This window comes from Arenibacter sp. F26102 (genome assembly GCF_023015865.1).
In the GTDB taxonomy this organism is placed as follows: domain Bacteria; phylum Bacteroidota; class Bacteroidia; order Flavobacteriales; family Flavobacteriaceae; genus Arenibacter.
This window is the reverse complement of sequence record NZ_JALKBC010000005.1, coordinates 338,417-361,279: the sequence shown is the minus strand read 5'-3', so window position 1 is coordinate 361,279 and position 22,863 is coordinate 338,417. Positions and strand designations below refer to the sequence as shown.

Genomic DNA, 22,863 nt, shown 5'->3' with positions numbered 1-22,863 from the left:
CTTCCAAAATGGATAAGAAAATATTGATCATAGGCTATGTCTGGCCAGAACCCAATACAACGGCTGCAGGAGGCAGGATGCTGCAGTTAATACATTTCTTTTTGGAACAGGACTACCAGGTAACCTTTGCGAGTACTGCGGCGGAAAGTGAATTTTCCTTTGACCTAACAGGCATTGGGGTAAGTAAAAAACCCATTTTACTGAATCATTCCAGTTTTGATATCTTCCTTAAGGATTTAAATCCAACTATTGTCCTTTTTGATCGTTTTATGACCGAAGAGCAGTTTGGATGGCGTGTTGTGCAGAATACTCCGAATGCCATTCGCATTTTGGACACCGAAGATTTGCACTCACTGAGATTATACCGACAGCTGTCCCATAAAAAATCACTTCCTTTTTCCAAAGAACATTGGTTAAATCAAGATCAAACAAAAAGGGAAATAGCCAGTATCTATAGATGTGATCTTAGTTTGATTATTTCATTATATGAAATGGACCTACTGACCAAAACCGTAAAAATAGATAAAGGTTTACTATTGCATTTACCAATGATGTATGATGCAATTGATGAAGAACACCGGAACAGTTGGCTCGATTTTGATCAAAAAAAAGACTTTGTTTGTATCGGCAATGGTAAACATGCCCCAAATATTGATGCCATTCAAACCCTTAAAAGGTACATATGGCCTTTGATCCGCCGTGAATTGACCAGTGCCAATATATTTATCTATGGGGCTTACATGCCAGATAGTGTTAAACAGCTTAACAATCCGAAAGAAGGTTTTTGCATTATGGGTCATGCTGATAATGCAAGCGAAGTTATTTCCAAGGCAAGGTTAAATTTAGCGCCTTTAAATTTTGGGGCAGGGATAAAAGGTAAACTGTTAATTGGTATGCTGAGTGGTACGCCCAGTATTACAACGGAAATAGGCGCCGAAGGAATTTGTGGCAACTTAGCATGGAACGGAATAATTGCCAATGACCCTGAAAATTTTGCAAAGGCCGCCACACTCCTATATCAAAATAAGGAAAAGTGGTCCCAAGCCCAGCAGAATGGAATAGCCATCATCAATAATTATTACAACAAGGCCGCTCAGAAGCAAAAATTATTGGATAGGATAGGACTGATCAAAAGGGATATGGCTGGGCATAGATCTCATAATTTTATAGGAGCCATGCTACTGCACCATTCTTTGGCGAGCACCAAATTTATGTCCAAATGGATCGAGGAAAAAAATACCAGACCACAATAGGGAAAACCCGCTAGTCTAAAAATATCAAAGTAAAGAATTTAGCAAAGTGTGTTATCTTTGATAACTGTTAAACCATTTTTGAAATGCAGAATAAAATTGATTGGAAGGTAGTTAAGGAATTTGAAGATATAACCTATAAGAAATCCGGTGGTGTTGCTCGTATAGCTTTTAATAGGCCCAATGTAAGAAATGCCTTTAGGCCCAAGACGACAAGTGAGCTTTATCAGGCATTTTATGACGCACAGGAGGATACCAGCATAGGAGTAGTTTTGCTTTCTGCCGAAGGTCCGTCTACGAAGGACGGCGTATATTCCTTTTGCAGTGGTGGCGACCAAAAAGCTCGGGGACATAAAGGTTATGTTGGGGAAGACGGAATGCACCGCTTAAATATTTTGGAAGTACAGCGCCTCATCAGGTTTATGCCCAAAGTGGTCATTGCAGTGGTTCCGGGATGGGCTGTTGGCGGAGGACATAGTTTACATGTGGTGTGCGATCTAACCTTGGCCAGCAAAGAACATGCAATCTTTAAACAGACAGATGCCGATGTAACCAGTTTTGACGGTGGATATGGCTCGGCCTATCTGGCAAAAATGGTCGGACAGAAAAAGGCGCGGGAAATATTTTTTCTTGGCAGAAATTATTCTGCCCAAGAGGCTCTAGAAATGGGAATGGTAAACGCCGTTATACCACACGAGGAATTGGAAAATACCGCTTACGAGTGGGCCCAGGAAATTCTTGAAAAATCGCCCACTTCCATAAAGATGCTAAAATTTGCCATGAACCTAACAGACGACGGAATGGTGGGGCAGCAGGTATTTGCCGGGGAAGCCACAAGATTGGCCTATATGACGGAAGAAGCCAAAGAAGGAAGAAACGCATTTCTGGAAAAGCGCAAACCAAATTTCGGAAAGAACAATTGGATTCCCTAACAGTCTTGGTCCAACGCAAATATTACCAAAACATTAAAAACTAAAAAGAGCCTTGTCTTTTGGATCAAGGCTCTTTTACGAGAACACTATATGAAAATGAAAAATCTTTATTTCTTTATTACACTACTAAAGTAGGGTAGAAGTGCTTATCGGGAAAACTATTGTTGTGAAGTGATAAAAAGTTGTGGTCTGTTAAGGGAAACTTGATATTTACCAAAATAAAAGATTTTAAATTGAAGTAGTTAACAACTAAGTTATGGCATTTAAAAAAATACAGGAACAGTTAAAAGAAGCATTGGAAGTACAAGGATTAAAAGATCCACTTCCATTTCAAAAGGCAATCCTTTCTAAAATAAAAGGGGGATCCAGTGTTTTTGGTATAGCCCCTGAAGGTGCCGGTAAAACCACCTCCATAATAATCAGTACGCTTCAAAAACTGGAATGCGCTGCATTTGAGGATGCCCCACGAGCGCTAATTTTTGTAAAGGACAAGGAATCGGCTTTGGCCCTTCAAAATGAATTTGAACGCTTTACAAGGAGAATGGACCTACGTATCTACACTGTTTATGAAGAACACAATATAGAAGCGCAGAGAAATGAAATTTTTGAGGGAGTTGATATTGTTATCGCCACCCCAAAAAGATTGAGCAAGATTTTTTACCTCAACGGCATCAATCTAGGTAAGCTTAAATTATTTATTGTGGACGACGCTGAATTCTTACACAAACCCACTCCTTTTTCGGATGTGATAAGAATCCCGGAAAGTTTGGACAGATGTCTGTACGCCATTTTTTCAACAAAATTCGATGCTCGTATGGAACGCATGCAAGAATTGTTTATGGCCAACGCCCAAATTATTGAAGTAGGGGAGTAATCCAATCCTACCAAAAAGGCCATAACTAAAAAGAGCCTTATCCTTTAGGACAAAGCTCTTTCACGAGAACACTATATGAAAATGAAAAAATTATTATTTCGTTATTATTACATTGCTAAAGTAAGGTGCTTGTACGGTTGAACGAAAATAATGTTGGGAAATGGACATAAGATGTGGTGAAAGTGCTATTTTATGATATCTCGCTTCTTTTACGCTTCCAAAATTCAGGTTTTCCACGCTGATAAACCAATAAAAGTAGATCACTACTATTATCTATAAAGCGGAATTAATTTTTATAAGCATTTTCCAATATTGAGCTAATGGCTTTTTTGATCCTGTTCATTCCCTGGGGTTCATTGATGTCAATTTCACAGAAGGTGGTATTGGTAGATTTGGCATGCAATACCATATAATATACGCCGGCGACCAATAATGCGCTAATAGCTCTTATATCAATATCCTTGCCATGAAGTTCCTTATCCGTCAGTTCAAAAACCTTTGAACCAAGACGTTCCCTATCCTCGCAAACATCATACAACACCTTTGTTTTTTTGCTGATTTCCCATAAGATCAGTTTTTGCATTTCGGGATTATGGAAAAAATAATCGAGCTGGTTTTGTAACATATGATCTATCAATTCCTTGGTGTCCTTACCATTACTGGCTACAATCATTTCACTAGTATTTCCAGAAGCTGAAATCCAATAGTCCTTTTCCCTAACGTAGGTTTCCACCAAGTCGTCCACAGATTCAAAGTAAATGGTTATCAGGCGTCTACTTAATCCCGCCGCCTTTGATATATTCGTGGCCGTTAAGCCTGTATACCCTTTGGATTTAAGCACTTTTCCCACTGCAGCTATCAGCTTCTGCTTTGATCGTTCCTTGTCGTTAATTTCCCCTTGGTACCTTTTTTTGGCCATAGCAACTCTTTATCTCAAACTTATGTAAATTTTATAACCTTTATATGATTTGGGACATAATTTGCAATGGATATGGAATATTATCAACATTCATGTTTAATTTTCCCGTTGACGGGAAAATTATTGTACATTTGACTTTCAATCGATTAAAGTTCACCGTTATGAAGATACAATTGGCAAAAAGTAATCCATTTTACAAATCTATTCTATTGTTCTTTTCTGTTTTATGCCTACTTTCTTGCTTGAAGGATGATGGCTTTCCGCAGACCGAGACCACCACGCAAGGAAAAAAATGGAACCTAGAAATAGGAAGCTCTCCTTTAGAAGTATTTGGACAGCTTCAAGAACTGGGGACTGAAAAAAACATTGATCGAGTAAGTATTCTTTACAGATTACCTTATTCAAACCCGGAACAAATACAAAGTGATATTGCTTTATACGATGCTATTACTATAGAAACAACTTCTGGTATTTTAGAAAGGACGGTCTTTCAAATTGACCATAATAAAGTAAGTGCGATCGAAAAAGGTGGAGGCATGTTGGAACCGATTCAAAATTGGCCAGAAGACTTACCTAGTGATGCTTCCATTTATATCAATGACCCTGTTGAGGTTTTAATGGAAAAATTGACAGCCATATACCAATTACCATTGTATCAAAACTATCAACTTGTTCTTCCTGGGAAATCACTAGCAAAACCATACGACCCGGATATGGTCAATTATGATGAATGGTTTTTCACATTTTCCGAAAATATTTCTTCTTCAGTTGATGGAAGAAACTCCGTTAGATTATTTTTTAAAAATGAGAAACTGGTCAAAATTAAAAATGAATATGAGGAGTTTGAATTTGTAAATTAAGTTCGGAGCATATCAATTGTAATTCAAAGCCGTAGAAATATTTGTTTTCTGTTGACTATAATTGATGCAATAATTATATGTACAACCTCTGTAGAGACCATTCTTTGGCCAAGGTTAGGTTTCAGGATGCAAATATGCATCCAACCGGAAAGTTGCCCCCAAAATCGAACAAGTTTGGTGGTGTATATAAATCCGTGGTAAGCAAAAGGACCAGCCTTTTCTACCGAATTAATTCAGCAACAGTGGAAATAGAAATAGTCACACTTTTTAAACAGGACAAAATCCTAAGAAAATCAAATGCGCTTGGAGGAATTGTAGTAAGTCGCTGAAGAGGTATAAAATCACAGTAAAAAAATAAGCCCTAGACCTGTGTTTTTTTTACATAAGCTTTAAAATGAAAAACTTTATAAAGTTTCGCAAACCCATTTTTGTGTGGGATCGGCATTTTATCCACACCTTTATTCATCGCACCTATACGGGTAAAAAAGAGAATCTATAAATCTTAAATCCCGAACTCCATATTTTATTATATTTTTAATATCTTAATATAATTTTAAGAGGTTTACATTATTCGTAATGGAGAGAAATATAGTATTCTAAAGTCCAAAACAAGGCCTATGCTGACCTTTTTATTGGTTTGTAGAAATTCTTATATAGATAAGATTCGGTTTTGGATGTACATAAATTATTCAGAAAAATGACAGATTTCGAGTTATTTGAACCTAAGAATTGGTTAGAACTTCAAGAATATTTATTTAAGGAAAAAGACAACAAGATCGATAGATTTCGTTCTCCGTATGCCTATAGGGGCGTATATAATGCCCAATTTGGTTTAGAGACCAGTCTGCAAAGATTGGGAAGGATACCTTCAAAAGTAGAAGGTACAATGATCAGAAACTTTAAGAAGTACTCGCCCATAAACACCTTGATCGATGATTATAACAACTTTTGGAACTGGATCTCCTTGGGACAACACCATGGGCTGCCTACAAGACTTATCGACTGGACCCACTCACCAAATGTTGCCTTACATTTTTTAACGGAGGACATGAGTACCTATAATGTGGACGGAGCCATCTGGATGGTAAACTATGTAGCTCTTAGAGAACACCTGCCGGACGAGCTCAAAACACCTATATTGAGCAAAGATATATTCTATTTTAGCTCCATGGAACTGAAACAAACAATTGGTAATTCCCTAGAGGAACTATATGATTTTTCAAGTAGGAACACCAATACCATGGTGTTTTTCGAACCACCTTCCCTTGATGATCGCATAATAAACCAATTTGCACTTTTTTCATTTATGTTAGATCCGGATTCCAGTCCTTTGGAATGGCTTAAAAACCATCCCAAATATTTAAAAAAGGTCATTATCCCATCAGGATTAAAGTGGGAAATTAGGGATAAGCTGGATCAGGCAAATATTACTGAAAGAATCATTTATCCTGGCTTAGAGGGAATTTCCAAATGGCTGAAAAGATGGTATAGCGATAAGAACAAGATCAATTAATTTTCTAATTACTTAATACCAAACCTTCTATTTGGTGGGTCTATTAATCTAAAAAGCTGGTGTGAATGAATTGGTAGATAAATTCGGTTTAAATCGTAGGCAACTAACACTATGGTTAGTTTTGCCTGGCATCCTTTTTTCATTGGCTAGCTGCAAGGAAAAAGCTGTGGACGATGGGTATATCTGGAAAAAGCTAGGGGTAACGGCAACTGCCTACAATTCCTTTCCTTCCCAAACCTCCAAAATCCACCCAGGCATTACAGCTTGGGGCGATTCCCTAAGGCCGGGCATGAAAATAATTGCCGTTTCCAAAGACTTGATACCTTTGGGATTGGATTACAATACTCAAGTTAAAATAGAAGGGGATACCAGTATTTATCTGGTAAAGGATAAAATGCATTCCAAATGGAAAAATCGCATCGACATCTACATGGACGAGGACAAGGAAAAGGCCTTAAAGTGGGGAAGAAAAAAAATAACCATCCACTATAGGGTTAAAAGGGACTCCCTAGAAATGAAATGATATTGTATCTTTATTCCTTCAGCTTATATTCGAAAAAAACAATGAAAATCAGTATCCTATTGTGTTTCCTATTTCTTGCCCTTTCCTGTTCGGTAAACCGGGAAATTATAGACAGACCCATTATTTTTGATCAGGAACGAAAAAATCTCACCTTGGAATACTTATCCGACCATTATGGTCTAATTCAAGAAGAACCTTCCATAGAACCTAAAATGATAGTATTGCATTGGACGGTAATTCCTACCTTGGAAAAATCGTATCAGGCATTTGAATTACCTACTTTACCTGATTGGAGACCAGAGATAAGCGCAGCAAGTGGGTTAAATGTATCCTCCCAATTTCTGGTTGATCAAGATGGAACAATTTACAGGTTAATGCCCGAAACTACGATGGCCAGACACGTAATTGGCTTAAATCATTGTGCTATTGGCATTGAAAATGTTGGTGGAACGGGGAATACAAAACTTACAAGGGCACAATTAAGGTCCAATAAATGGTTGGTAAAATATTTGAAATCCAAATACGATATCGATTATCTTATTGGCCACTATGAGTATACTCTTTTTGAGGATAGCAACCTTTGGCTGGAAAAAGACCCAGGCTATAGGACTGTAAAGACCGACCCTGGTGAAAAATTTCTAAAAAGAGTAAAAAGAGCCTCCAAAAAACTTAATTTTAAACCAACACCGGCAGCAAAATAATAATATGGTCCACAATAAATACACCTTGATCCTTTGTTTTCTAATAGTGTTTTCAAGCTTCGGACAGGAGAAAGATTTTACCTCCAGTTTATATGCAAGCTATGGGAAATACAAGGAGCCTTCTTTAGACAAAAGAAGGATAAAATATGTAGATATACAACCCCTCATTAATACCTTTGCCAACAACCCAAAATTTAAGGTAGCTGTTGTAGGAAAATCCATTGAGGGGAGGAACCTTTCCTTAATAAGTATTGGGACAGGGCCTACCGATGTTTTTCTATGGTCGCAAATGCACGGGGACGAACCCACGGCCACCCAGGCCATATTTGATATTTTGAATTTATTAAACAGTCCCGATTTCAAGAGCGAAAAGGAGAACATTCTAAAAAATCTAAAGTTGCATTTTTTACCCATGCTCAATCCGGATGGTGCTCAAATCTATCAGAGGAGAAATACCTTGGGCATAGATATCAATAGGGATGCACTATCATTACAATCGCCCGAAGGAAGGACCTTAAAAAGAGTTAGGGATAGTTTAAATGCGGATTTTGGATTCAATCTACATGACCAAAGCACCTACTACAACGCAGAAAGAACAAACAAACCCGCTACCATTTCCTATTTGGCCCCGGCCTTCAATTATGAAAAAGACATCAATGAAGTTCGCGCCAATGCCATGAAGGTCATTGTCTATATGAATCAAATAATTCAAAAATATGCTCCAGGCCAAGTTGGTCGTTATAACGACGATTTTGAACCAAGGGCCTTTGGAGACAATATTCAGAAGTGGGGTACAAGTGCCATTCTAATTGAATCTGGGGGTTACAAGAATGATCCTGAAAAACAGGAAATTAGAAAACTTAATTATGTCTCCATACTATCGGCAATTTACAGTATTGCAAAAGGTAACTATAAGAGCATACCGCTTGCCGACTATGAAAAAATACCCGAAAATGACCGTAAACTGTTCGATCTAAAACTCAATAACCTAACCTATAATTTGTTGGGCAAAAATTATATGTTGGATGTTGGCATACACCAACTGGAAGTGGATGATGCAATGCACCAAAATTATTACAACAGCAGTAGGGTAGTGGATCAGGGAGATCTTTCCACCTTTTATGGATTTGAAACTTTGGAAGGAAAAGGTCTCTCAATGACCGGCGGAAAGGTTTACCCTAAAACCTTAGCCTCTATAAAGGAGGTTGAACAGTTAAAGGTCTTGGATTTATTGCGTTCCGGTTTCACCTATGTCAGGGTGGAGAATATTCCAAAGGATAAGAATTTTATAAAGCTTCCCATCAACGTCATTGGAAAGAACTACAAGGTTCCTGAATTTAGGATGCAGGTAGGTATCAATCCCAACTTTTTATTGGAGCTGGAGGGCAAACCCCGTTATGCCATTGTCAACGGATTTCTTATCGACCTAAAATCAGGGGAAGGGAATTTTAAAAATGCATTGATTCTTAGATAATTCTAATACCCGAAAGAGATACGCATGCTATCGCCATATTTAAGTATCCAGAAAAGCATGATAAAAAGTATGGTAACGATAGAGATAAATATGATAATGGCCAGACCCTTAAACCAATTGGATAGCTCACTGATAGCGCTATACTGAAAAATGTCGTTGATTACAACCATGATATTTAATTTTTAAATGATACAAAATTTAGTTTTTAGTATGCATTATGAACATAGGTTTGTTGGGGTTGTTATTAATAAAACAACTATCGCGCCAAAAACCCTACTTTCGGCTTGTTTGCACCCTCTCTAGACACTATGTTTTTTTTTAGAAAAATTGGACTAGTGTTCGGCCTTTGTTTGGAAGAGTTTATCTATAGGTTAACTTAACCGCAACCAACTATTAAAACAAGAGTAATTATATAGTTTTGTTTAAATTAGGCTGTTTTAGGTTAATTCTTTGGAAACTGGATTAGTTACAAAGTTTCAATAAGGGTAAAATTTAATATCAATAATAAATATCAATATCCATGTTAAGGAAAAATGGTTTTTTGTTAATTCTTTTTTTATTGTCCGTTCATTTATTAATAGGACAGGAATCACATCAATTTAAAATACATTCCCACAATGACTATTTACAGAATATGCCATTCTGGGATGCCTATGCCCACGGGGCCAATTCCATTGAGGTAGATGTTTTTTTAAAAAATGATACCCTGTTTGCTACCCATGACGAAAAGGATATAATTAATAACCATACTATAGAAAGCCTGTATTTAGATCCAATTGAACAGGTTCTGGAATTACAATTGGGAAAAATACAGGAACTACAATTGCTGATAGACATAAAATCCGAAACCTATACAACCTTGAACAAGATAGTCTCCGTTCTGGAGAAATATCCCACCATCATTAACAACTCCAATATTACGATGGTAATATCCGGGAATAGACCCAAGCCCGAAGAGTACAAAAATTATCCACAGTTTATAATGTTCGACTATCAAAGTTTGGACGATATTCCCAAGGCTGATGCTTGGGAAAAAGTAGCATTGATAAGCCTTCCCTTTCATAAATTTTCCAGATGGAATGGCAAGGGTAGGTTAACCACCGAAGACCTGCAAAAAGTAAAGACAACTATAGACAAAGCACATAGTTTTCAAAAGCCCTTCCGCTTTTGGGCCACTCCTGACTCCAAAACAGCATGGAAAGCCTTCCATGATTTAGGAGTTGATTATATAAATACGGATATGCCGGACAAATCATCCGGGTATTTACAAACTTTAGGGAGCCGGGTATATTACAACACCGCCAAATCTGACGTATATACTCCAACCTACAAGTCCGATCAGACGGAAAAGCGTATCAAAAATGTTATACTGCTCATTGGGGATGGTAATGGTCTTACCCAAATTTCTTCATCGGTTTTGGCCAATGGGGGAAACCTTACCCTAACACAATTAAAAAGTATTGGTTTTATTAAAACACAATCTTCGGACGATTTTACTACAGATTCCGCTGCAGCGGGAACGGCGCTGGCAACTGGAACAAAAACCTATAATAGATCTATTGGTATGGCGCCTAATGGTCAACCCTTGACTAATATAACAGAACTATTGGATCAACATCAATTTATAAGTGGCTGTATAACTACCGATAAAATTGTAGGTGCCACACCAAGTTCTTTCTATGCACACCAAAAGGATAGGGATGATACCGAGGGAATTGCCAACGATCTTTTGAAGAGTAAGCTATCCCTTTTCATTGGGGGAGGGCAATCCAATTTTAAAATGAATCAATTAGATGAGAAGGGATTTTCAATTTTAAGGAATGTTGAAGAAATAGGAGATAGCAAGAAGGATAAAATAGGATTATTTATAGCCGAAAATGACGTTCCCAGCTTTTTGAAAGGTAGAGGAAATATATTGGCAGAAGCCACTAAAAATGGACTTAAATTCTTGAACGCCAAGAACAAGCCATTCTTTTTAATGGTAGAAGCCGCCCAAATAGATTCGTACGGACATAAGAACGAGGTTGCTGGTATAGTGACCGAAGGGATAGATTTTGACGTTGCGATATCCGAGGCCATAAAGTTCGCGGATAAAACTGGGAATACCTTAGTGATTATAACGGCAGATCATGAAACATCAGGATTTACCATGCCACATGGCAACATGGAAAAGAAAATGATCGAGGGCGATTTTACCACCGATGACCATACTGCGACCATGGTACCAATTTTTGCCTACGGACCACATTCACAGGAATTCCAAGGCGTCTATGAAAATAGTGAAGTTTTTCACAAGATATTAAAGCTGCTCAATATTAAGGAATCCCAGAAATAGAATACGCGAACCTAAAATTCATGAAACCCATGGGACAAAAAAACCCCGATGCACGCATCGGGGTTTTTGGCTAAAACAATAATTATAATAATGGTAGTGTTCTATAATGACTCGGCATCCAATAGCGCAAAAAACTTATCCAAATTTGGAATAATCACTATTCTGGTACGTCTGTTTTTGGCCATATTTTCCTTGCTGTCATTCTCTACTAATGGCAAATAGCTACCTCTACCTGAAGCTATTAAATTAGCAGGATCAACATTGTACTTATCTTGTAAAATTCTTACAATGGAAGTTGCTCTCTTAACACTTAAGTCCCAATTATCCTGAAACATTGCAGTACTTATGGTCCTAGAATCGGTATGTCCCTCAACCATTACTTCCATGCTAGGCTCGGAGTTGATCACTTCTGCCAATTTTGCCAAGATATTGTTGGCTTTACTACTTACTCTGTAACTCCCTGAGTTGAACAATAATTTATCTGAAATATTGATCATGACAACTGTTTTGTTGATGTCTACAATAACATCATCATTTTCATCGGAAATGGATTTCTTTAAATTATAAGAAATAGCTAGGTTCATGGAGTCTTCCATAGTTTTTGCCTTGGCCAATTCACTAGGGTCGATTTTTGCTAAAGTGGCTCTCATTTTTTGTTTTGTGTTGTTGCTCATTACAGCAACATCATCAACCGAACTAAATTGAGAATCATTTATTTCTTGTAAAGAATTTATTTTTTCGTTGTATTCTGCGACCCTAGCTTCAATTTTGGAAACTTTGGATTCCAATTCCTCTTTCTCTACTCGAGTTTTTGTCAACATGCTTTTGGTATTGGACAAATCGCCTTCAAGAGCAACATATTTTTTCTTAGATACACAGGAAGCCAAAACTGCCATTCCCAACAAACCAACTAACGTTACTTTTTTCATTTCTTTTTGATTAAAAAATTTACAAATAGTTTACTGTAAGGTTATACGGACATTTAGCAGAAAAAGACGTTATCGTTTAAAGAAATCTTAATAAAAAAAAGGGCATCAAATTAATTTGATGCCCTAACGTTTTGATTAAAAGAAACTTAATGACAGTTATTCACAACCTCCAGTAAATCCTTTTGCGTTAAATTTTGTTTGTACCGCTCCCTGCCTGTTACCTTGCTTAACTTGAATGGCCAAGTTATTCTCACCACTTCCATCACGTTTTGGACTACAGTATTCAAAAAGGTAAAAACTATTTGCCTGTTCTGAAACCCTAAAAGAGATGTCGTTGAAAGTAGTTTCCAATTGTTCTTTATTACCAGCAAATACACTGAAAGTCTTACCTATTTTCCCTAAAACATCGGCATCAATTTCCGCGCCCAATCCTATACTGAAAAAGGCAATGTTCTTATTGGCATTATCCACTTTTTTCAAAGCGGCGGTTTGTGTGTAACGGGAAGCCTGATCAGTCCCATCAGTGAAAATTACAACAGAGGCAGCGCCAATACGATCATTGGTGGTGCTTGCTGCCAATAATTTTTCTGCCTTGTCGGTAGCCTTAATTACAGCTCCGTACAAATCGGTAGAAGGGTCACTACTAATATTGGCATTAATACCTTGAATGGAAGTAACCAAATCCTGTTTTACATGGGTAAGTTCATTTAAGACATGCAATTTATCCTCCCCATCAAACCAATAAATAGCCATTTTAAAGGATTCTGTATCCACCGCAGGCATCACATTGTTTACAAAGCTGGTGGAAGCATTTTTTAATTCTTCCATACTGCTGCTCAAAACACTATTACTTAAGTCGAGCACCAAAATAGTATTGTTGTTGAATATTTGTGAATTTGGAGAGATCCTGGCAAAAGATTCAGAAGTGGATATGGTATTAAAACAGGCATCATTTCTACCTTGCTCATAAATGGTAAACTGACTGGCCGTTAGCCCAGGAACCGGATCGCCATCCTTATCGGAGACCTTAAAAAAGATCGATACTTTGCCTGGAAGGGTGGTAAACTGATCTTGAATGGATAAAACCAATTCCCCATCACCTAAATTTAGACAGTCATCCACTGGCTTTCCAAGACCTAAATCCCCTCCAGTATTTAAACCATATTTAACATCATCATCCGCATTTCCGCATGATACTAATAAGGCAATGCCAAAGCATAGTGCCGCTATTCCGGTATATAATTTCATTTTCATAATTTTTAACGTTCAACAAGCAGAACGCTCAAAACTATTTAAAATTATATTAAAGTTTAAAATGAATGTTAATATTTGTTAAATACTTTATTCACATTTTTTCGGAAGCCCACATTGGTAATCAGCACTTGAAAATACCTGACCTAAATAAACTTATTGAAAGTAAATAAATAATTGACAATACATCTGATTATTAGACAATTATGCCATAATTTGTCAACTGAGCTACTTGGAAAGCTAAAACACTTGAAATAAAAGGGCCGAAAACTTTGCAGCCGCAGGGTGCCGAACCCTAAATTTTTGTATTTTACATAACCCTTCAGTAGATAAAGCTTGGACTTGATATGAATATACATTATTGTGCAGATTATGAAAACATGAGCCAAATGGCCTGTGATACAGTATTGTCCCAGTTGAAGGACAATCCGCAGCAGCTTATTTGCACCGCTACGGGGAATTCACCGACTAGACTTTACGAAAAATTGGTGGAATCGTACAAAATCTCCCCGGAAACTTTCAAGGATATAAAGATTATTAAATTGGATGAATGGGGAGGGACCAATGGGGATTATCCCAATACATCCGAGTATTATCTTCAAAAGAATCTTATAGACCCGCTTCAAATTCCCAAAAGCCATTATATCTCTTTCGACAGCAGCCCTACCGATGCAAAAAAAGAATGTGACCGCATGGAAAATGAAATTCAGGAACACGGTCCAATTGACATCTGTATTCTAGGTTTGGGCAAAAATGGACATATAGGGTTTAACGAACCTTCCAAAATATTATACCCGGATTGCCATATTGCAGATTTGAGCAAATCCTCTCTTAAACATCCCATGGCCAATAAAATGAAGACTGCACCAACATATGGATTAACTTTGGGAATGTCCAACATTTTAAAATCCAAAAAAATTATTCTACTCTTAACCGGACCGAACAAAAAGAAGGCCATAAAAAGGTTGTTGAGCAGAGATATTACCACTACATTACCGGCTTCCTTGTTATGGTTGCATTCCAATGTGGATTGTTATTTGGACAAGAGCTCTATTTAATTTAATTTTATTGACTTAAAATTAGGCGCCTTTACACTAGTGTTTATTGTTCATATCCCTATGCGTTATACCGTGAACTACGTATGAAATACCCCCTTAACAAACTGTTAAATTAATTCATTCTTGCCCTAAATTTGGTACCTTGTAGGGTATTACTTATTTCAACTTAAAAACATCAACTATGCCAAAATATGACATTAAGGTTAATGGAGTTTCCAAAAGTGTAGATGTCGCGGAAGATACCCCTTTGTTATGGGTTTTACGTGATCATTTGGATTTGGTCGGAACTAAATACGGCTGTGGAATTGCCCAATGTGGAGCTTGTACAGTTCATTTAGGTGGTAATGCAGTAAGAAGTTGTTCTTTACCAATAGTCTCAGTGGCTGGACAGGAAATTACCACTATTGAAGGGCTCTCGGAAGATGGCAACCATCCGGTACAAGTGGCCTGGAAGGAAGTAGATGTGCCACAATGCGGATATTGCCAAGCTGGACAAATAATGACCGCTTCTGCTTTTTTGGACAAAAATCCAAATCCCACTTCTGACGAAATAAAGACGGCTATGCACGGCAATATATGCCGATGTGCTTCCTATATTAGAATTCATAGGGCCGTTGAAGTTGCAGCCACCAAAATAGGGTAATCCTTTTGCCACTGGGCATAAAGGCTACTGTATTCGCTTACCTCAAAAAAATTCATCCTTTAATATTGAGGATAAAAAAACAAAAAATTATGTCAGACTCATCTATAACTTTTAACAGAAGGTCGTTTATTAGGACTTCATCACTTGCCAGTGGTGGACTGCTCATAGGGTTTAATCTTTTCACTGCCTGTAAGCCCAAGGTGCAACCACCTGTAGATATTTCCCAGTTAAATTTTAATGATTTCAATGCCTTTATAAAAATTGCAGATAATGGTGCGGTAACCATTTTTTCACCAAATCCTGAAATTGGTCAGGGCGTAAAAACAGCTATGCCCATGCTTATTGCCGAAGAATTGGATGTGGCCTGGGACAAGGTTTATGTACAGCAGGGAATTTTGGACACCGAGAATTATACCAGACAGCTTGCAGGTGGAAGCCAGTCGATCCGACTTGGATGGGAGCCCTTAAGACAGACAGGGGCAACAGCGCGTCAAATGTTGGTAAATGCCGCTGCCGTCAAATGGGGAGTAGACCCATCACAATGCACTACCTCTGAAGGCGTAATCAGCAATGCCAAAGGCGAAACCTTAGGATATGGGGATGTTGTCAAGGAGGCAGCAGCCATGGAAGTTCCGGAGAATGTAACCCTCAAGGAACCAAAGAATTTCAAGATTATAGGGACAGATGCCCAAAATGTGGACATAGACAAGATAATAACAGGTAAACCCCTTTTCGGTTTGGATTACAAGGTAGACGGTATGGTATACGCCTGTGTATTGCGGCCACCTGCCTTTGGTCAAATATTGGATTCCTATGACGATGCCAAGGCAAAGTCCATGCCCGGTGTTTTGGATGTAATTAGAATAGGTGAAAAGGCTAAGGAACTTTCAAAAGAAGGAGTCGGTAACTGGACGGTAGCAATGAGCAAGAGTGATAAAGTAGTAGTCATTGCAAAATCTACTTGGGAGGCCCTTAAAGCCAAGGAAGCAATTTCAGCCCAATGGACAGATGGTGCTGTAATGGAAAGTACGGAGTTTCAGGATAAGCAATTAATTGGATTGCTTGATGGAAAGGAATTTAAAACCCTGAGAAAGGACGGAGATATTGATAAAGCCTTTGCCAAGGCCGATAAAATATTGGAGCGCACCTATGAATCACCCTTCCTGCCCCATAACTGTATGGAACCGATGAATTTTTTCGCCAATATTACCGAAGAAAAGATCCATTTGGTAGGTCCTGTACAAACACCGGAATTTGCAGCTACCGCTGTAGCAGGCATGCTGGGTAGGGACGTTAAGGAAGTTCATTTGGAAATGACCCGTATGGGTGGCGGATTTGGAAGGCGACTTTACGGGGATTTTGTTTATGAGGTGGCGGAAATTGCCGATGCTATAAAAAAACCGGTGAAATTGGTGTTTTCACGTGAAGATGACATGACCTCAGGTACGTATCGCCCTGCTATAAAATACAGAATTAAAGCGGCCATAAAAGACGACCAAGTAACAGCTTACCATTTAAAGGAGGCAGCTATTGGTGGAAACATGTATGGATTAATACCTAATTTCTTCCCTGCCGGTGCCATAGAAAATTACCAGGTGGATGTCGCCAATTATGAAAGCAATATTACCACCGGAGCGTGGAGAGCACCTTATACCAATTTCTTGGCTTTTGCCGAACAAAGTTTCTTTGACGAACTGGCGGAGACCATGGAAGTGGACCGTATTCAGTTACGTTTGGATTTATTGGAAAAAGTTAAAGGCACTACGGACGAGCGTATCCAATATTCCCCGGAACGCATGCAAAATGTTATCAAAGTAGCTGTGGACAAATCAGGTTGGGGTAAAAAAGAAGAGGGAGTCTTCCAGGGTTTTGCCGCTTATTATTGCCATAATTCGCATGTAGCGGAAGTCGCCGATGTGGGAATTGAAAACGGGATGCCTGTCGTAAAAAAAGTTACCTGCGTGGTAGATTGCGGTATAGTGGTAAATCCCTTGGGCGCCAAAAATCAAATAGAAGGCGGTGTTATAGATGGTGTAGGCCATGCTATGTACGGTGACCTCTCTTTTGTAGACGGGAAACCCCAGTCTCAGAATTATGACAAATACCGTTTGATACGAATGGGAGAAATACCTGAAGTGGAATCACATCTAATACAAAATGAAATTGCACCAACGGGATTGGGGGAACCAACCTTACCACCTGCAGGTGCAGCCGTTGCAAACGCCTTAAAGGCCGCAACCGGCAATAGATTTACGCAGCAGCCATTTTCAAAATTCCCGGAACTAATGCAAGTCCCGACTAAACCTATAATTGGATAAATATGACGATATTACTTTTTGGTGTTACAAAGGACATTATTGGTAGCTCAACATTGTCCATGCCAAGCTCAAGCGAATTTGGTGTAAAAAAATCCAAGACCGTGAAAGAGCTAAAGGAATATTTGGGTAAAATGTACCCTGAGCTGAAAAAATTATCATCTTTGGCCGTTGCAGTAAACAATTCTTATGCAAATGATGACACCATAATCGATAATTTTGATGAAATTGCACTAATTCCACCAGTAAGTGGCGGATAAATTAATTACCTCAGGGCAGGTCCATGAGGATATCGGAAGGAAACTACTGATAACATTTCGACACAAGTGTCGGAGCATTCAAAACTCACTTTGTGAGTAAAAAAGAGGAAAAATGCTGATAGACAATCACAATAGAAAAATAAATTATCTACGGTTGGCGGTAACCGACCGTTGCAACCTGCGCTGCAACTATTGCATGCCCTCCGAGGGTATCAACTTTGCTCAAAAAAACTCTTTATTTACCATTGAAGAGCTCTGTAAATTGAGCGAAATTATGGTAGGGCAGGGGATAGACAAAATTCGTATTACAGGTGGTGAACCATTTGTAAGAAAAGATCTAATGATATTATTGCGAAAACTTTCCGATCTAAAAGGATTAAAAGATATTTCCATTACAACGAATGCCACATTGATCGGTCCACATATCAAGGAATTAAAATCTTTGGGAATCAAAAATATCAATGTTAGCCTCGATGCCATTGACAAGGAAACATTTGAACGCATTACAAGACGAAATCAATATGAAACCGTTTATAACAATTTGGTGAAATTGATTGCGGAGGGTTTTAACGTCCGCATTAATTTTATTGCACTCGAAAATCAGAACACCCAAGATATATTACCAATACTTGAGGTAATGAAGCATTATCCGGTATCCGTTCGCTTTTTGGAAGAAATGCCATTCAACGGTGGGAGCAAATCCTTCAACACCATTACTTGGGACTATAAAAAAATATTGAGCCATATTCAATCGGAATACTCCGATATTACCAAGTTGGAATCTCCCAAAACATCCACCTCCATCAATTACAAAATAAAGGGACACAAAGGTACTTTTGGACTTATACCCTCCTTTACCAGAACATTCTGCGGTAGTTGTAATCGATTAAGGATATCGGCCACAGGAGATGTGATCACTTGCCTGTATGGTAAACCTAGAATGAACCTTAGAGAGGTGATGCGCGGTGAAAATGCCGAAGAAAAAATTAAAGAACATATTCTCAAAGCCATAGGTAGTAGATCCAAAACCGGATTTGAGGAACAGGAAAAATATGACGGAATATTTGAAAATTCAATGACCTCCATAGGCGGATAAATCATTGTGTCCAAAACCTGAATAATTTTGGTTTATGGTAGAACACAGTTAATTTAACTACAGAAAATGAACTCCACTAAAATATATGGTCTAGTACTTACCGGTGGAAAAAGTACCAGAATGGGAACCGACAAAGGTTTAATAGAATATCATGGCATAGCACAACGCGAATACCTTTACACACTCCTGCAGCAGGTATGCGATTCCACCTATATGAGCATTCGCGAGGAACAGGCTTCGGAATTCTCTGCAAATCACAATCTAATTATTGATCAAAACAAATTTAAAGGTCCCTACAATGGACTACTAAGCGCCCACAATTTTAATCCAAACGTGGCATGGCTGGTTTTGGCCTGTGATCTGCCGCTAATGGATCAGGATGCCCTTGAACAATTGATCCACCTACGGAATCCGAACAAAATGGCTACTGCTTTTGCTACCAGGGAAAGTGGCTTGCCTGAACCTTTATGTGCCATTTGGGAACCTTCCGGTCTACAAAAATCATTGGATTATTTAGAAAACGGGCCTGGTACATGTCCGCGTAAATTTTTGATCAATGAAGATATTAAGTTGGTGTTTCCTGAGAACGAAGAAGTATTGTGGAATGCAAACTTCAAGGAGGACTATGAAAAAGTTTTGCGGAGATTAGCCCCCAATTAGGGATATCCCGTGGACTACAGAAAATATTAAACTCGTATTCTTATTTGTATATGAACTTCAATAGATACCAGAGACAGACCATTTTAAAGGATTTCGGACCCGAAGCCCAACAAAAGCTGAAGGACTCCAGTATTTTGGTGATTGGTGCAGGCGGATTGGGAATTCCCGCCCTGCTGTATCTAAATGCAATGGGAGTAGGCACGTTAGGTATTGTGGAGCAGGATATTATTGAAATCACCAATCTGCAACGACAAGTCCTGTACACGGAAAAGGATTTGGGAAGATCAAAAATAGAGGTTGTTTTGGAGCGATTAAATGCTCAGAATTCCAACACACAATTTAAAACATTCGATACTTTTCTCACAAGGCACAATGCCTTGGAAGTTATTTCACAATTTGATGTTATAGTAGATGGCTCCGACAATTTCCCAACGCGCTATTTGATAAATGATGCTTGTGTAATCTTAAAAAAACCATTTGTTTCCGGGGCCATACAAGGCTTCGAAGGACAGCTTAGCGTTTTTAATTACCAAGGTGGCCCAACCTATAGATGTTTGTTTCCCAACATGCCCCAGCAAGCAGAGATACCAAACTGTAACGAAAATGGGGTTTTGGGGGTAATTCCAGGTATTGTAGGAAATCTTCAGGCTTTGGAGGCTGTGAAAATAGTTACAGGTATTGGCGAAGTATTAAACGGTAAACTGTTGTTATTCAACGGATTGAATCAATCATATCAAGCCATTACATTTAGTCTTCAACCAGAAAATTTAATGTTGAAAAAACTTCATAAATCCTATGGAGCAGAGCTGTGTGGAGCAACTGCTGGTATAAGTGTGGAGGAAATTGAGGAAAAGTTAAGCGAGGGCAAAGCTCTCCAAATAATCGATGTTAGGACCGAAGTGGAATTTGAAAACTTTTCCTTACCACAAGTTAAAGCTGTAAATATTCCTTTGGACGAATTAAAGGGCCGAACAAAGGAATTGGACTTCCAAAGTCCAATTTATCTACTTTGTCAATCCGGAAAAAGAAGTGAAATGGGAGTAAGAATGTTGGAAGAAATAAATAACAAACTAGAACTTTACAATATAATAGGAGGAGTTGATAGGTTTCTAGCCCATCATAAATAGAATTAGTTGCATATGGGCCTCAACGGTCCACAAATTGAAATTATATGGCCAACCATTACGACCTAGAGCGATTGGGGTATAGCAAGAATGACACCCTTTTAATGATTCATGCCGATGACGCCGGTCTATCGTGTTCAGAAAATGCAGCCACAATTGAAGTTTTGAAAAAAGGGATTGTATCTTCGTATAGTATTATGGTTCCCTGTCCATGGTTTGGGGATATAGCTAATTTCGCCAAACAACACCCACACTATGATTGTGGAATCCACCTAACATTGACATGCGAATGGAAACATTACAAATTTGGCCCCGTACTCCCTTATTCCGAAGTCCCTAGCTTGGTAGATGAACTTGGTTTTTTTCATGCCAAAAGAGAGCAAGTAAAGAAATTGGCGAAGCCAGAGGAGGTTAAAAAAGAACTGAAAGCACAAATTGATAGGGCATTGAATGCCGGAATTAAACCCACCCATTTGGATTCCCATATGTACACCCTGGGGCTTACCAAAGAATTACTTGAAGTCTACAGGGATTTAGGCAAGGAATACAAGCTGCCCATTTTCCTAAGTGACCAACTGTTGAAGGATGTAGGCAATCCTGATTCACTACAGGACTCGGACAACATTGTGCATGAGGTACATATAGGCAATTTTAACGCAATGAACAGTTCGGGCCTAGGGGAATTGTACACCCAAATGCTCAGCAAACTTACAGCCGGACTAAATGTGATTTTGATTCATCCGGCCTTTGATAATATGGAAATGAAGCTGGTCTGTGTGGACCATCCCAATTTTGGTTCCCAATGGCGACAAATGGATTTTGACTTTTTCACCAATCCCAATACGGCAGCCCTGTTAAAGGAACGGAACATTAAACCTATTACTTGGAGAGAATTACAAGGGGCAATCCATTAACAAATCTTCTTTTATTGTAACTTGTGTACCATGATTTCCTTTAAAGACGCTTATCGAAAAGTATTGGACCAATGTCAGGATTTCGGCAATGAACTAGTTTCCCTTGAACAAGCTATGGGCCGAATTCTCGCCCAAGATATTATTGCCGATAGAAATTTTCCTCCTTTTAATAGGGCTACCAAAGACGGAATTGCCATAAACTATGATGCCATTGAAAAGGGGCAGACCACTTTTAAAATAGAAGGGGTATTGGCCGCAGGGATGCCCTCCCAACCCCTTGAAAACACAGCTAATTGTATTGAAATAATGACAGGGGCAGTGGTACCCGGCAATGCAGATACGGTGGTCATGTATGAACATATTGTCATAGATGATGGTTGGGCCAGCTTAATTAAAAACCCAGTTCAGGGACAAGACATTCACTTCAATGGAAGTGATCAAAAAAAAGGCGATTTAGTCCTGGAAAAAAATTCTATTATATCAGCCGCAGAAATAGGGGTATTGGCGGCCGTGGGCAAAGCCTCTGTTTTGGTACGAACATTGCCAAAAGTGGCAATTGTGTCCACTGGAAATGAATTGGTAGAGGTGGACGAAATCCCTTTGCCACACCAAATACGGAAATCCAACATCCATACCCTATATTCGGCTTTGTCACAAGAGGGTATTGTTCCTGCCAAACTCCATCTGCCTGATGAAAAAGACAGTATAAAAAAAGCTCTTGCCAACACTTTGAAAGTGAACAATGCTGTCCTTTTAAGTGGAGGGGTATCCAAGGGGAAATTTGATTTTATTCCACAGGTAATGGAAGAATTGGGCGTAGAAAAAATATTTCACGGGGTATTCCAACGACCTGGGAAGCCATTTTGGTTCGGAATTCAAAAAGAGACTAAAACGGTAGTATTTTCTTTTCCCGGAAATCCGGTCTCTACTTTTGCAAATTACAATGTCTATTTTAAGGATTGGCTTAAACTATCATTATACTTACCACTACTAAAAATTGACGCTATTTTAAAAGAGACTGTTGAAGTGAAGGGCGATTTAACAATGTTACTGAGAGTTAAACTGGGGTTTAACAGAGGACATTTAGTGGTCTCATTGGTGAAGGAGAATGGATCGGGAGACCTGTGCAGTTTGGTGAATACAGACGGATTTATTGTGCTTGAACCTAAAAATGAACCTTATGAGGTGGGGGAGTTGGTGCCCTTTGTACCGGCCAGAGATTTATTATAATT

Annotated in this window: 22 protein-coding genes; 18 read left to right on the top strand and 4 right to left on the bottom strand. The window is 38.7% G+C overall.

The window, feature by feature from the left end:
- The first annotated feature begins 8 nt into the window (after nt 1-8).
- The 3 genes from MWU78_RS09405 to MWU78_RS09395 all read left to right on the top strand — a co-directional run bounded on the left by MWU78_RS09405 (nt 9) and on the right by MWU78_RS09395 (nt 3,056).
- On the top strand, nt 9-1,253 hold the full coding sequence (locus tag MWU78_RS09405) for a glycosyltransferase (RefSeq protein ID WP_246997246.1): 1,245 nt from the start codon (nt 9-11) through the stop codon (nt 1,251-1,253).
- An 83-nt stretch (nt 1,254-1,336) separates the two neighbouring features.
- Nucleotides 1,337-2,182 (top strand): 1,4-dihydroxy-2-naphthoyl-CoA synthase, encoded by an 846-nt coding sequence (locus MWU78_RS09400; RefSeq protein ID WP_246997243.1) that lies wholly within the window; start codon nt 1,337-1,339, stop codon nt 2,180-2,182.
- Nucleotides 2,183-2,438: 256 nt separating this feature from the next.
- Nucleotides 2,439-3,056: a DEAD/DEAH box helicase gene (locus MWU78_RS09395; RefSeq protein WP_246997241.1), complete on the top strand. Its 618-nt coding sequence runs from the start codon at nt 2,439-2,441 to the stop codon at nt 3,054-3,056.
- Between the two features lie 286 nt (nt 3,057-3,342).
- Here the strand turns inward: MWU78_RS09395 and MWU78_RS09390 are convergent, their stop codons facing one another.
- Nucleotides 3,343-3,975, bottom strand: coding sequence for a TetR/AcrR family transcriptional regulator (locus MWU78_RS09390; protein ID WP_246997239.1), 633 nt, complete (start codon nt 3,973-3,975; stop codon nt 3,343-3,345).
- Nucleotides 3,976-4,136: 161 nt separating this feature from the next.
- Here MWU78_RS09390 and MWU78_RS09385 point away from each other — a divergent pair, with 161 nt between their 5' ends.
- The 5 genes from MWU78_RS09385 (at nt 4,137) to MWU78_RS09365 (ending at nt 9,046) form a co-directional block, all read left to right on the top strand.
- Nucleotides 4,137-4,835 (top strand): hypothetical protein, encoded by a 699-nt coding sequence (locus MWU78_RS09385; protein ID WP_246997237.1) that lies wholly within the window; start codon nt 4,137-4,139, stop codon nt 4,833-4,835.
- Nucleotides 4,836-5,532: 697 nt separating this feature from the next.
- Nucleotides 5,533-6,348 carry an FRG domain-containing protein gene (locus tag MWU78_RS09380; protein WP_246997235.1) on the top strand — a complete coding sequence of 272 codons (816 nt, stop codon included), beginning with the start codon at nt 5,533-5,535 and terminating at the stop codon, nt 6,346-6,348.
- A gap of 61 nt (nt 6,349-6,409) precedes the next feature.
- A complete protein-coding gene (locus MWU78_RS09375; protein WP_246997233.1) occupies nt 6,410-6,871 on the top strand; it encodes a 3D domain-containing protein in 462 nt (153 codons plus the stop codon).
- A gap of 41 nt (nt 6,872-6,912) precedes the next feature.
- Nucleotides 6,913-7,572 carry a peptidoglycan recognition family protein gene (locus tag MWU78_RS09370; RefSeq protein WP_246997231.1) on the top strand — a complete coding sequence of 220 codons (660 nt, stop codon included), beginning with the start codon at nt 6,913-6,915 and terminating at the stop codon, nt 7,570-7,572.
- Nucleotides 7,573-7,576: 4 nt separating this feature from the next.
- Entirely contained in the window at nt 7,577-9,046 is a 1,470-nt protein-coding gene (locus MWU78_RS09365; protein WP_246997229.1) for a M14 metallopeptidase family protein, read from the top strand.
- 2 nt (nt 9,047-9,048) lie between these two features.
- Here the strand turns inward: MWU78_RS09365 and MWU78_RS09360 are convergent, their stop codons facing one another.
- Nucleotides 9,049-9,216, bottom strand: coding sequence for a hypothetical protein (locus tag MWU78_RS09360; protein ID WP_246997227.1), 168 nt, complete (start codon nt 9,214-9,216; stop codon nt 9,049-9,051).
- Nucleotides 9,217-9,566: 350 nt separating this feature from the next.
- Here MWU78_RS09360 and MWU78_RS09355 point away from each other — a divergent pair, with 350 nt between their 5' ends.
- A complete protein-coding gene (locus MWU78_RS09355) occupies nt 9,567-11,381 on the top strand; it encodes an alkaline phosphatase (RefSeq protein WP_246997225.1) in 1,815 nt (604 codons plus the stop codon).
- A gap of 101 nt (nt 11,382-11,482) precedes the next feature.
- Here MWU78_RS09355 and MWU78_RS09350 read toward each other — a convergent pair whose 3' ends face one another.
- Both MWU78_RS09350 and MWU78_RS09345 read right to left on the bottom strand, forming a co-directional pair.
- Entirely contained in the window at nt 11,483-12,310 is an 828-nt protein-coding gene (locus MWU78_RS09350; RefSeq protein ID WP_246997223.1) for an OmpA family protein, read from the bottom strand.
- A 156-nt stretch (nt 12,311-12,466) separates the two neighbouring features.
- Complete coding sequence (locus MWU78_RS09345; RefSeq protein WP_246997221.1) at nt 12,467-13,558, bottom strand: VWA domain-containing protein; 1,092 nt, start codon at nt 13,556-13,558, stop codon at nt 12,467-12,469.
- 350 nt (nt 13,559-13,908) lie between these two features.
- Between MWU78_RS09345 and MWU78_RS09340 the strand changes: the two genes are divergently transcribed.
- The 9 genes from MWU78_RS09340 (at nt 13,909) to MWU78_RS09300 (ending at nt 22,861) form a co-directional block, all read left to right on the top strand.
- The gene (locus tag MWU78_RS09340) at nt 13,909-14,619 is read left to right on the top strand and encodes a galactosamine-6-phosphate isomerase (RefSeq protein ID WP_246997219.1); all 711 of its coding nucleotides are present in this window, start codon (nt 13,909-13,911) and stop codon (nt 14,617-14,619) included.
- Between the two features lie 181 nt (nt 14,620-14,800).
- Nucleotides 14,801-15,262 (top strand): (2Fe-2S)-binding protein, encoded by a 462-nt coding sequence (locus MWU78_RS09335; protein ID WP_246997217.1) that lies wholly within the window; start codon nt 14,801-14,803, stop codon nt 15,260-15,262.
- Nucleotides 15,263-15,351: 89 nt separating this feature from the next.
- Nucleotides 15,352-17,580, top strand: coding sequence for a molybdopterin cofactor-binding domain-containing protein (locus MWU78_RS09330; protein ID WP_246997215.1), 2,229 nt, complete (start codon nt 15,352-15,354; stop codon nt 17,578-17,580).
- Nucleotides 17,581-17,582: 2 nt separating this feature from the next.
- Nucleotides 17,583-17,837 (top strand): MoaD/ThiS family protein, encoded by a 255-nt coding sequence (locus tag MWU78_RS09325; RefSeq protein WP_187583873.1) that lies wholly within the window; start codon nt 17,583-17,585, stop codon nt 17,835-17,837.
- A gap of 112 nt (nt 17,838-17,949) precedes the next feature.
- Nucleotides 17,950-18,933, top strand: coding sequence for a GTP 3',8-cyclase MoaA (gene moaA / locus MWU78_RS09320; RefSeq protein WP_246997213.1), 984 nt, complete (start codon nt 17,950-17,952; stop codon nt 18,931-18,933).
- 66 nt (nt 18,934-18,999) lie between these two features.
- Complete coding sequence (locus MWU78_RS09315; protein WP_246997210.1) at nt 19,000-19,593, top strand: NTP transferase domain-containing protein; 594 nt, start codon at nt 19,000-19,002, stop codon at nt 19,591-19,593.
- Between the two features lie 50 nt (nt 19,594-19,643).
- Complete coding sequence (locus MWU78_RS09310) at nt 19,644-20,720, top strand: HesA/MoeB/ThiF family protein (protein ID WP_246997208.1); 1,077 nt, start codon at nt 19,644-19,646, stop codon at nt 20,718-20,720.
- 44 nt (nt 20,721-20,764) lie between these two features.
- Nucleotides 20,765-21,631 carry a polysaccharide deacetylase family protein gene (locus tag MWU78_RS09305; protein ID WP_246997206.1) on the top strand — a complete coding sequence of 289 codons (867 nt, stop codon included), beginning with the start codon at nt 20,765-20,767 and terminating at the stop codon, nt 21,629-21,631.
- A gap of 30 nt (nt 21,632-21,661) precedes the next feature.
- Complete coding sequence (locus tag MWU78_RS09300; RefSeq protein ID WP_246997204.1) at nt 21,662-22,861, top strand: molybdopterin molybdotransferase MoeA; 1,200 nt, start codon at nt 21,662-21,664, stop codon at nt 22,859-22,861.
- Nucleotides 22,862-22,863 lie beyond the last annotated feature (2 nt).

Coding starts and splice junctions, on each gene's coding strand:
- MWU78_RS09405 (WP_246997246.1), top strand. CDS start 9: ATGGATAAGAAAATATTGATCATAGGCTATGTCTGGCCAGAACCCAAT.
- MWU78_RS09400 (WP_246997243.1), top strand. CDS start 1,337: ATGCAGAATAAAATTGATTGGAAGGTAGTTAAGGAATTTGAAGATATA.
- MWU78_RS09395 (WP_246997241.1), top strand. CDS start 2,439: ATGGCATTTAAAAAAATACAGGAACAGTTAAAAGAAGCATTGGAAGTA.
- MWU78_RS09390 (WP_246997239.1), bottom strand. CDS start 3,975: ATGGCCAAAAAAAGGTACCAAGGGGAAATTAACGACAAGGAACGATCA.
- MWU78_RS09385 (WP_246997237.1), top strand. CDS start 4,137: ATGAAGATACAATTGGCAAAAAGTAATCCATTTTACAAATCTATTCTA.
- MWU78_RS09380 (WP_246997235.1), top strand. CDS start 5,533: ATGACAGATTTCGAGTTATTTGAACCTAAGAATTGGTTAGAACTTCAA.
- MWU78_RS09370 (WP_246997231.1), top strand. CDS start 6,913: ATGAAAATCAGTATCCTATTGTGTTTCCTATTTCTTGCCCTTTCCTGT.
- MWU78_RS09365 (WP_246997229.1), top strand. CDS start 7,577: ATGGTCCACAATAAATACACCTTGATCCTTTGTTTTCTAATAGTGTTT.
- MWU78_RS09360 (WP_246997227.1), bottom strand. CDS start 9,216: ATGGTTGTAATCAACGACATTTTTCAGTATAGCGCTATCAGTGAGCTA.
- MWU78_RS09355 (WP_246997225.1), top strand. CDS start 9,567: ATGTTAAGGAAAAATGGTTTTTTGTTAATTCTTTTTTTATTGTCCGTT.
- MWU78_RS09350 (WP_246997223.1), bottom strand. CDS start 12,310: ATGAAAAAAGTAACGTTAGTTGGTTTGTTGGGAATGGCAGTTTTGGCT.
- MWU78_RS09345 (WP_246997221.1), bottom strand. CDS start 13,558: ATGAAATTATATACCGGAATAGCGGCACTATGCTTTGGCATTGCCTTA.
- MWU78_RS09340 (WP_246997219.1), top strand. CDS start 13,909: ATGAATATACATTATTGTGCAGATTATGAAAACATGAGCCAAATGGCC.
- MWU78_RS09335 (WP_246997217.1), top strand. CDS start 14,801: ATGCCAAAATATGACATTAAGGTTAATGGAGTTTCCAAAAGTGTAGAT.
- MWU78_RS09330 (WP_246997215.1), top strand. CDS start 15,352: ATGTCAGACTCATCTATAACTTTTAACAGAAGGTCGTTTATTAGGACT.
- MWU78_RS09325 (WP_187583873.1), top strand. CDS start 17,583: ATGACGATATTACTTTTTGGTGTTACAAAGGACATTATTGGTAGCTCA.
- moaA (WP_246997213.1), top strand. CDS start 17,950: ATGCTGATAGACAATCACAATAGAAAAATAAATTATCTACGGTTGGCG.
- MWU78_RS09315 (WP_246997210.1), top strand. CDS start 19,000: ATGAACTCCACTAAAATATATGGTCTAGTACTTACCGGTGGAAAAAGT.
- MWU78_RS09310 (WP_246997208.1), top strand. CDS start 19,644: ATGAACTTCAATAGATACCAGAGACAGACCATTTTAAAGGATTTCGGA.
- MWU78_RS09305 (WP_246997206.1), top strand. CDS start 20,765: ATGGCCAACCATTACGACCTAGAGCGATTGGGGTATAGCAAGAATGAC.
- MWU78_RS09300 (WP_246997204.1), top strand. CDS start 21,662: ATGATTTCCTTTAAAGACGCTTATCGAAAAGTATTGGACCAATGTCAG.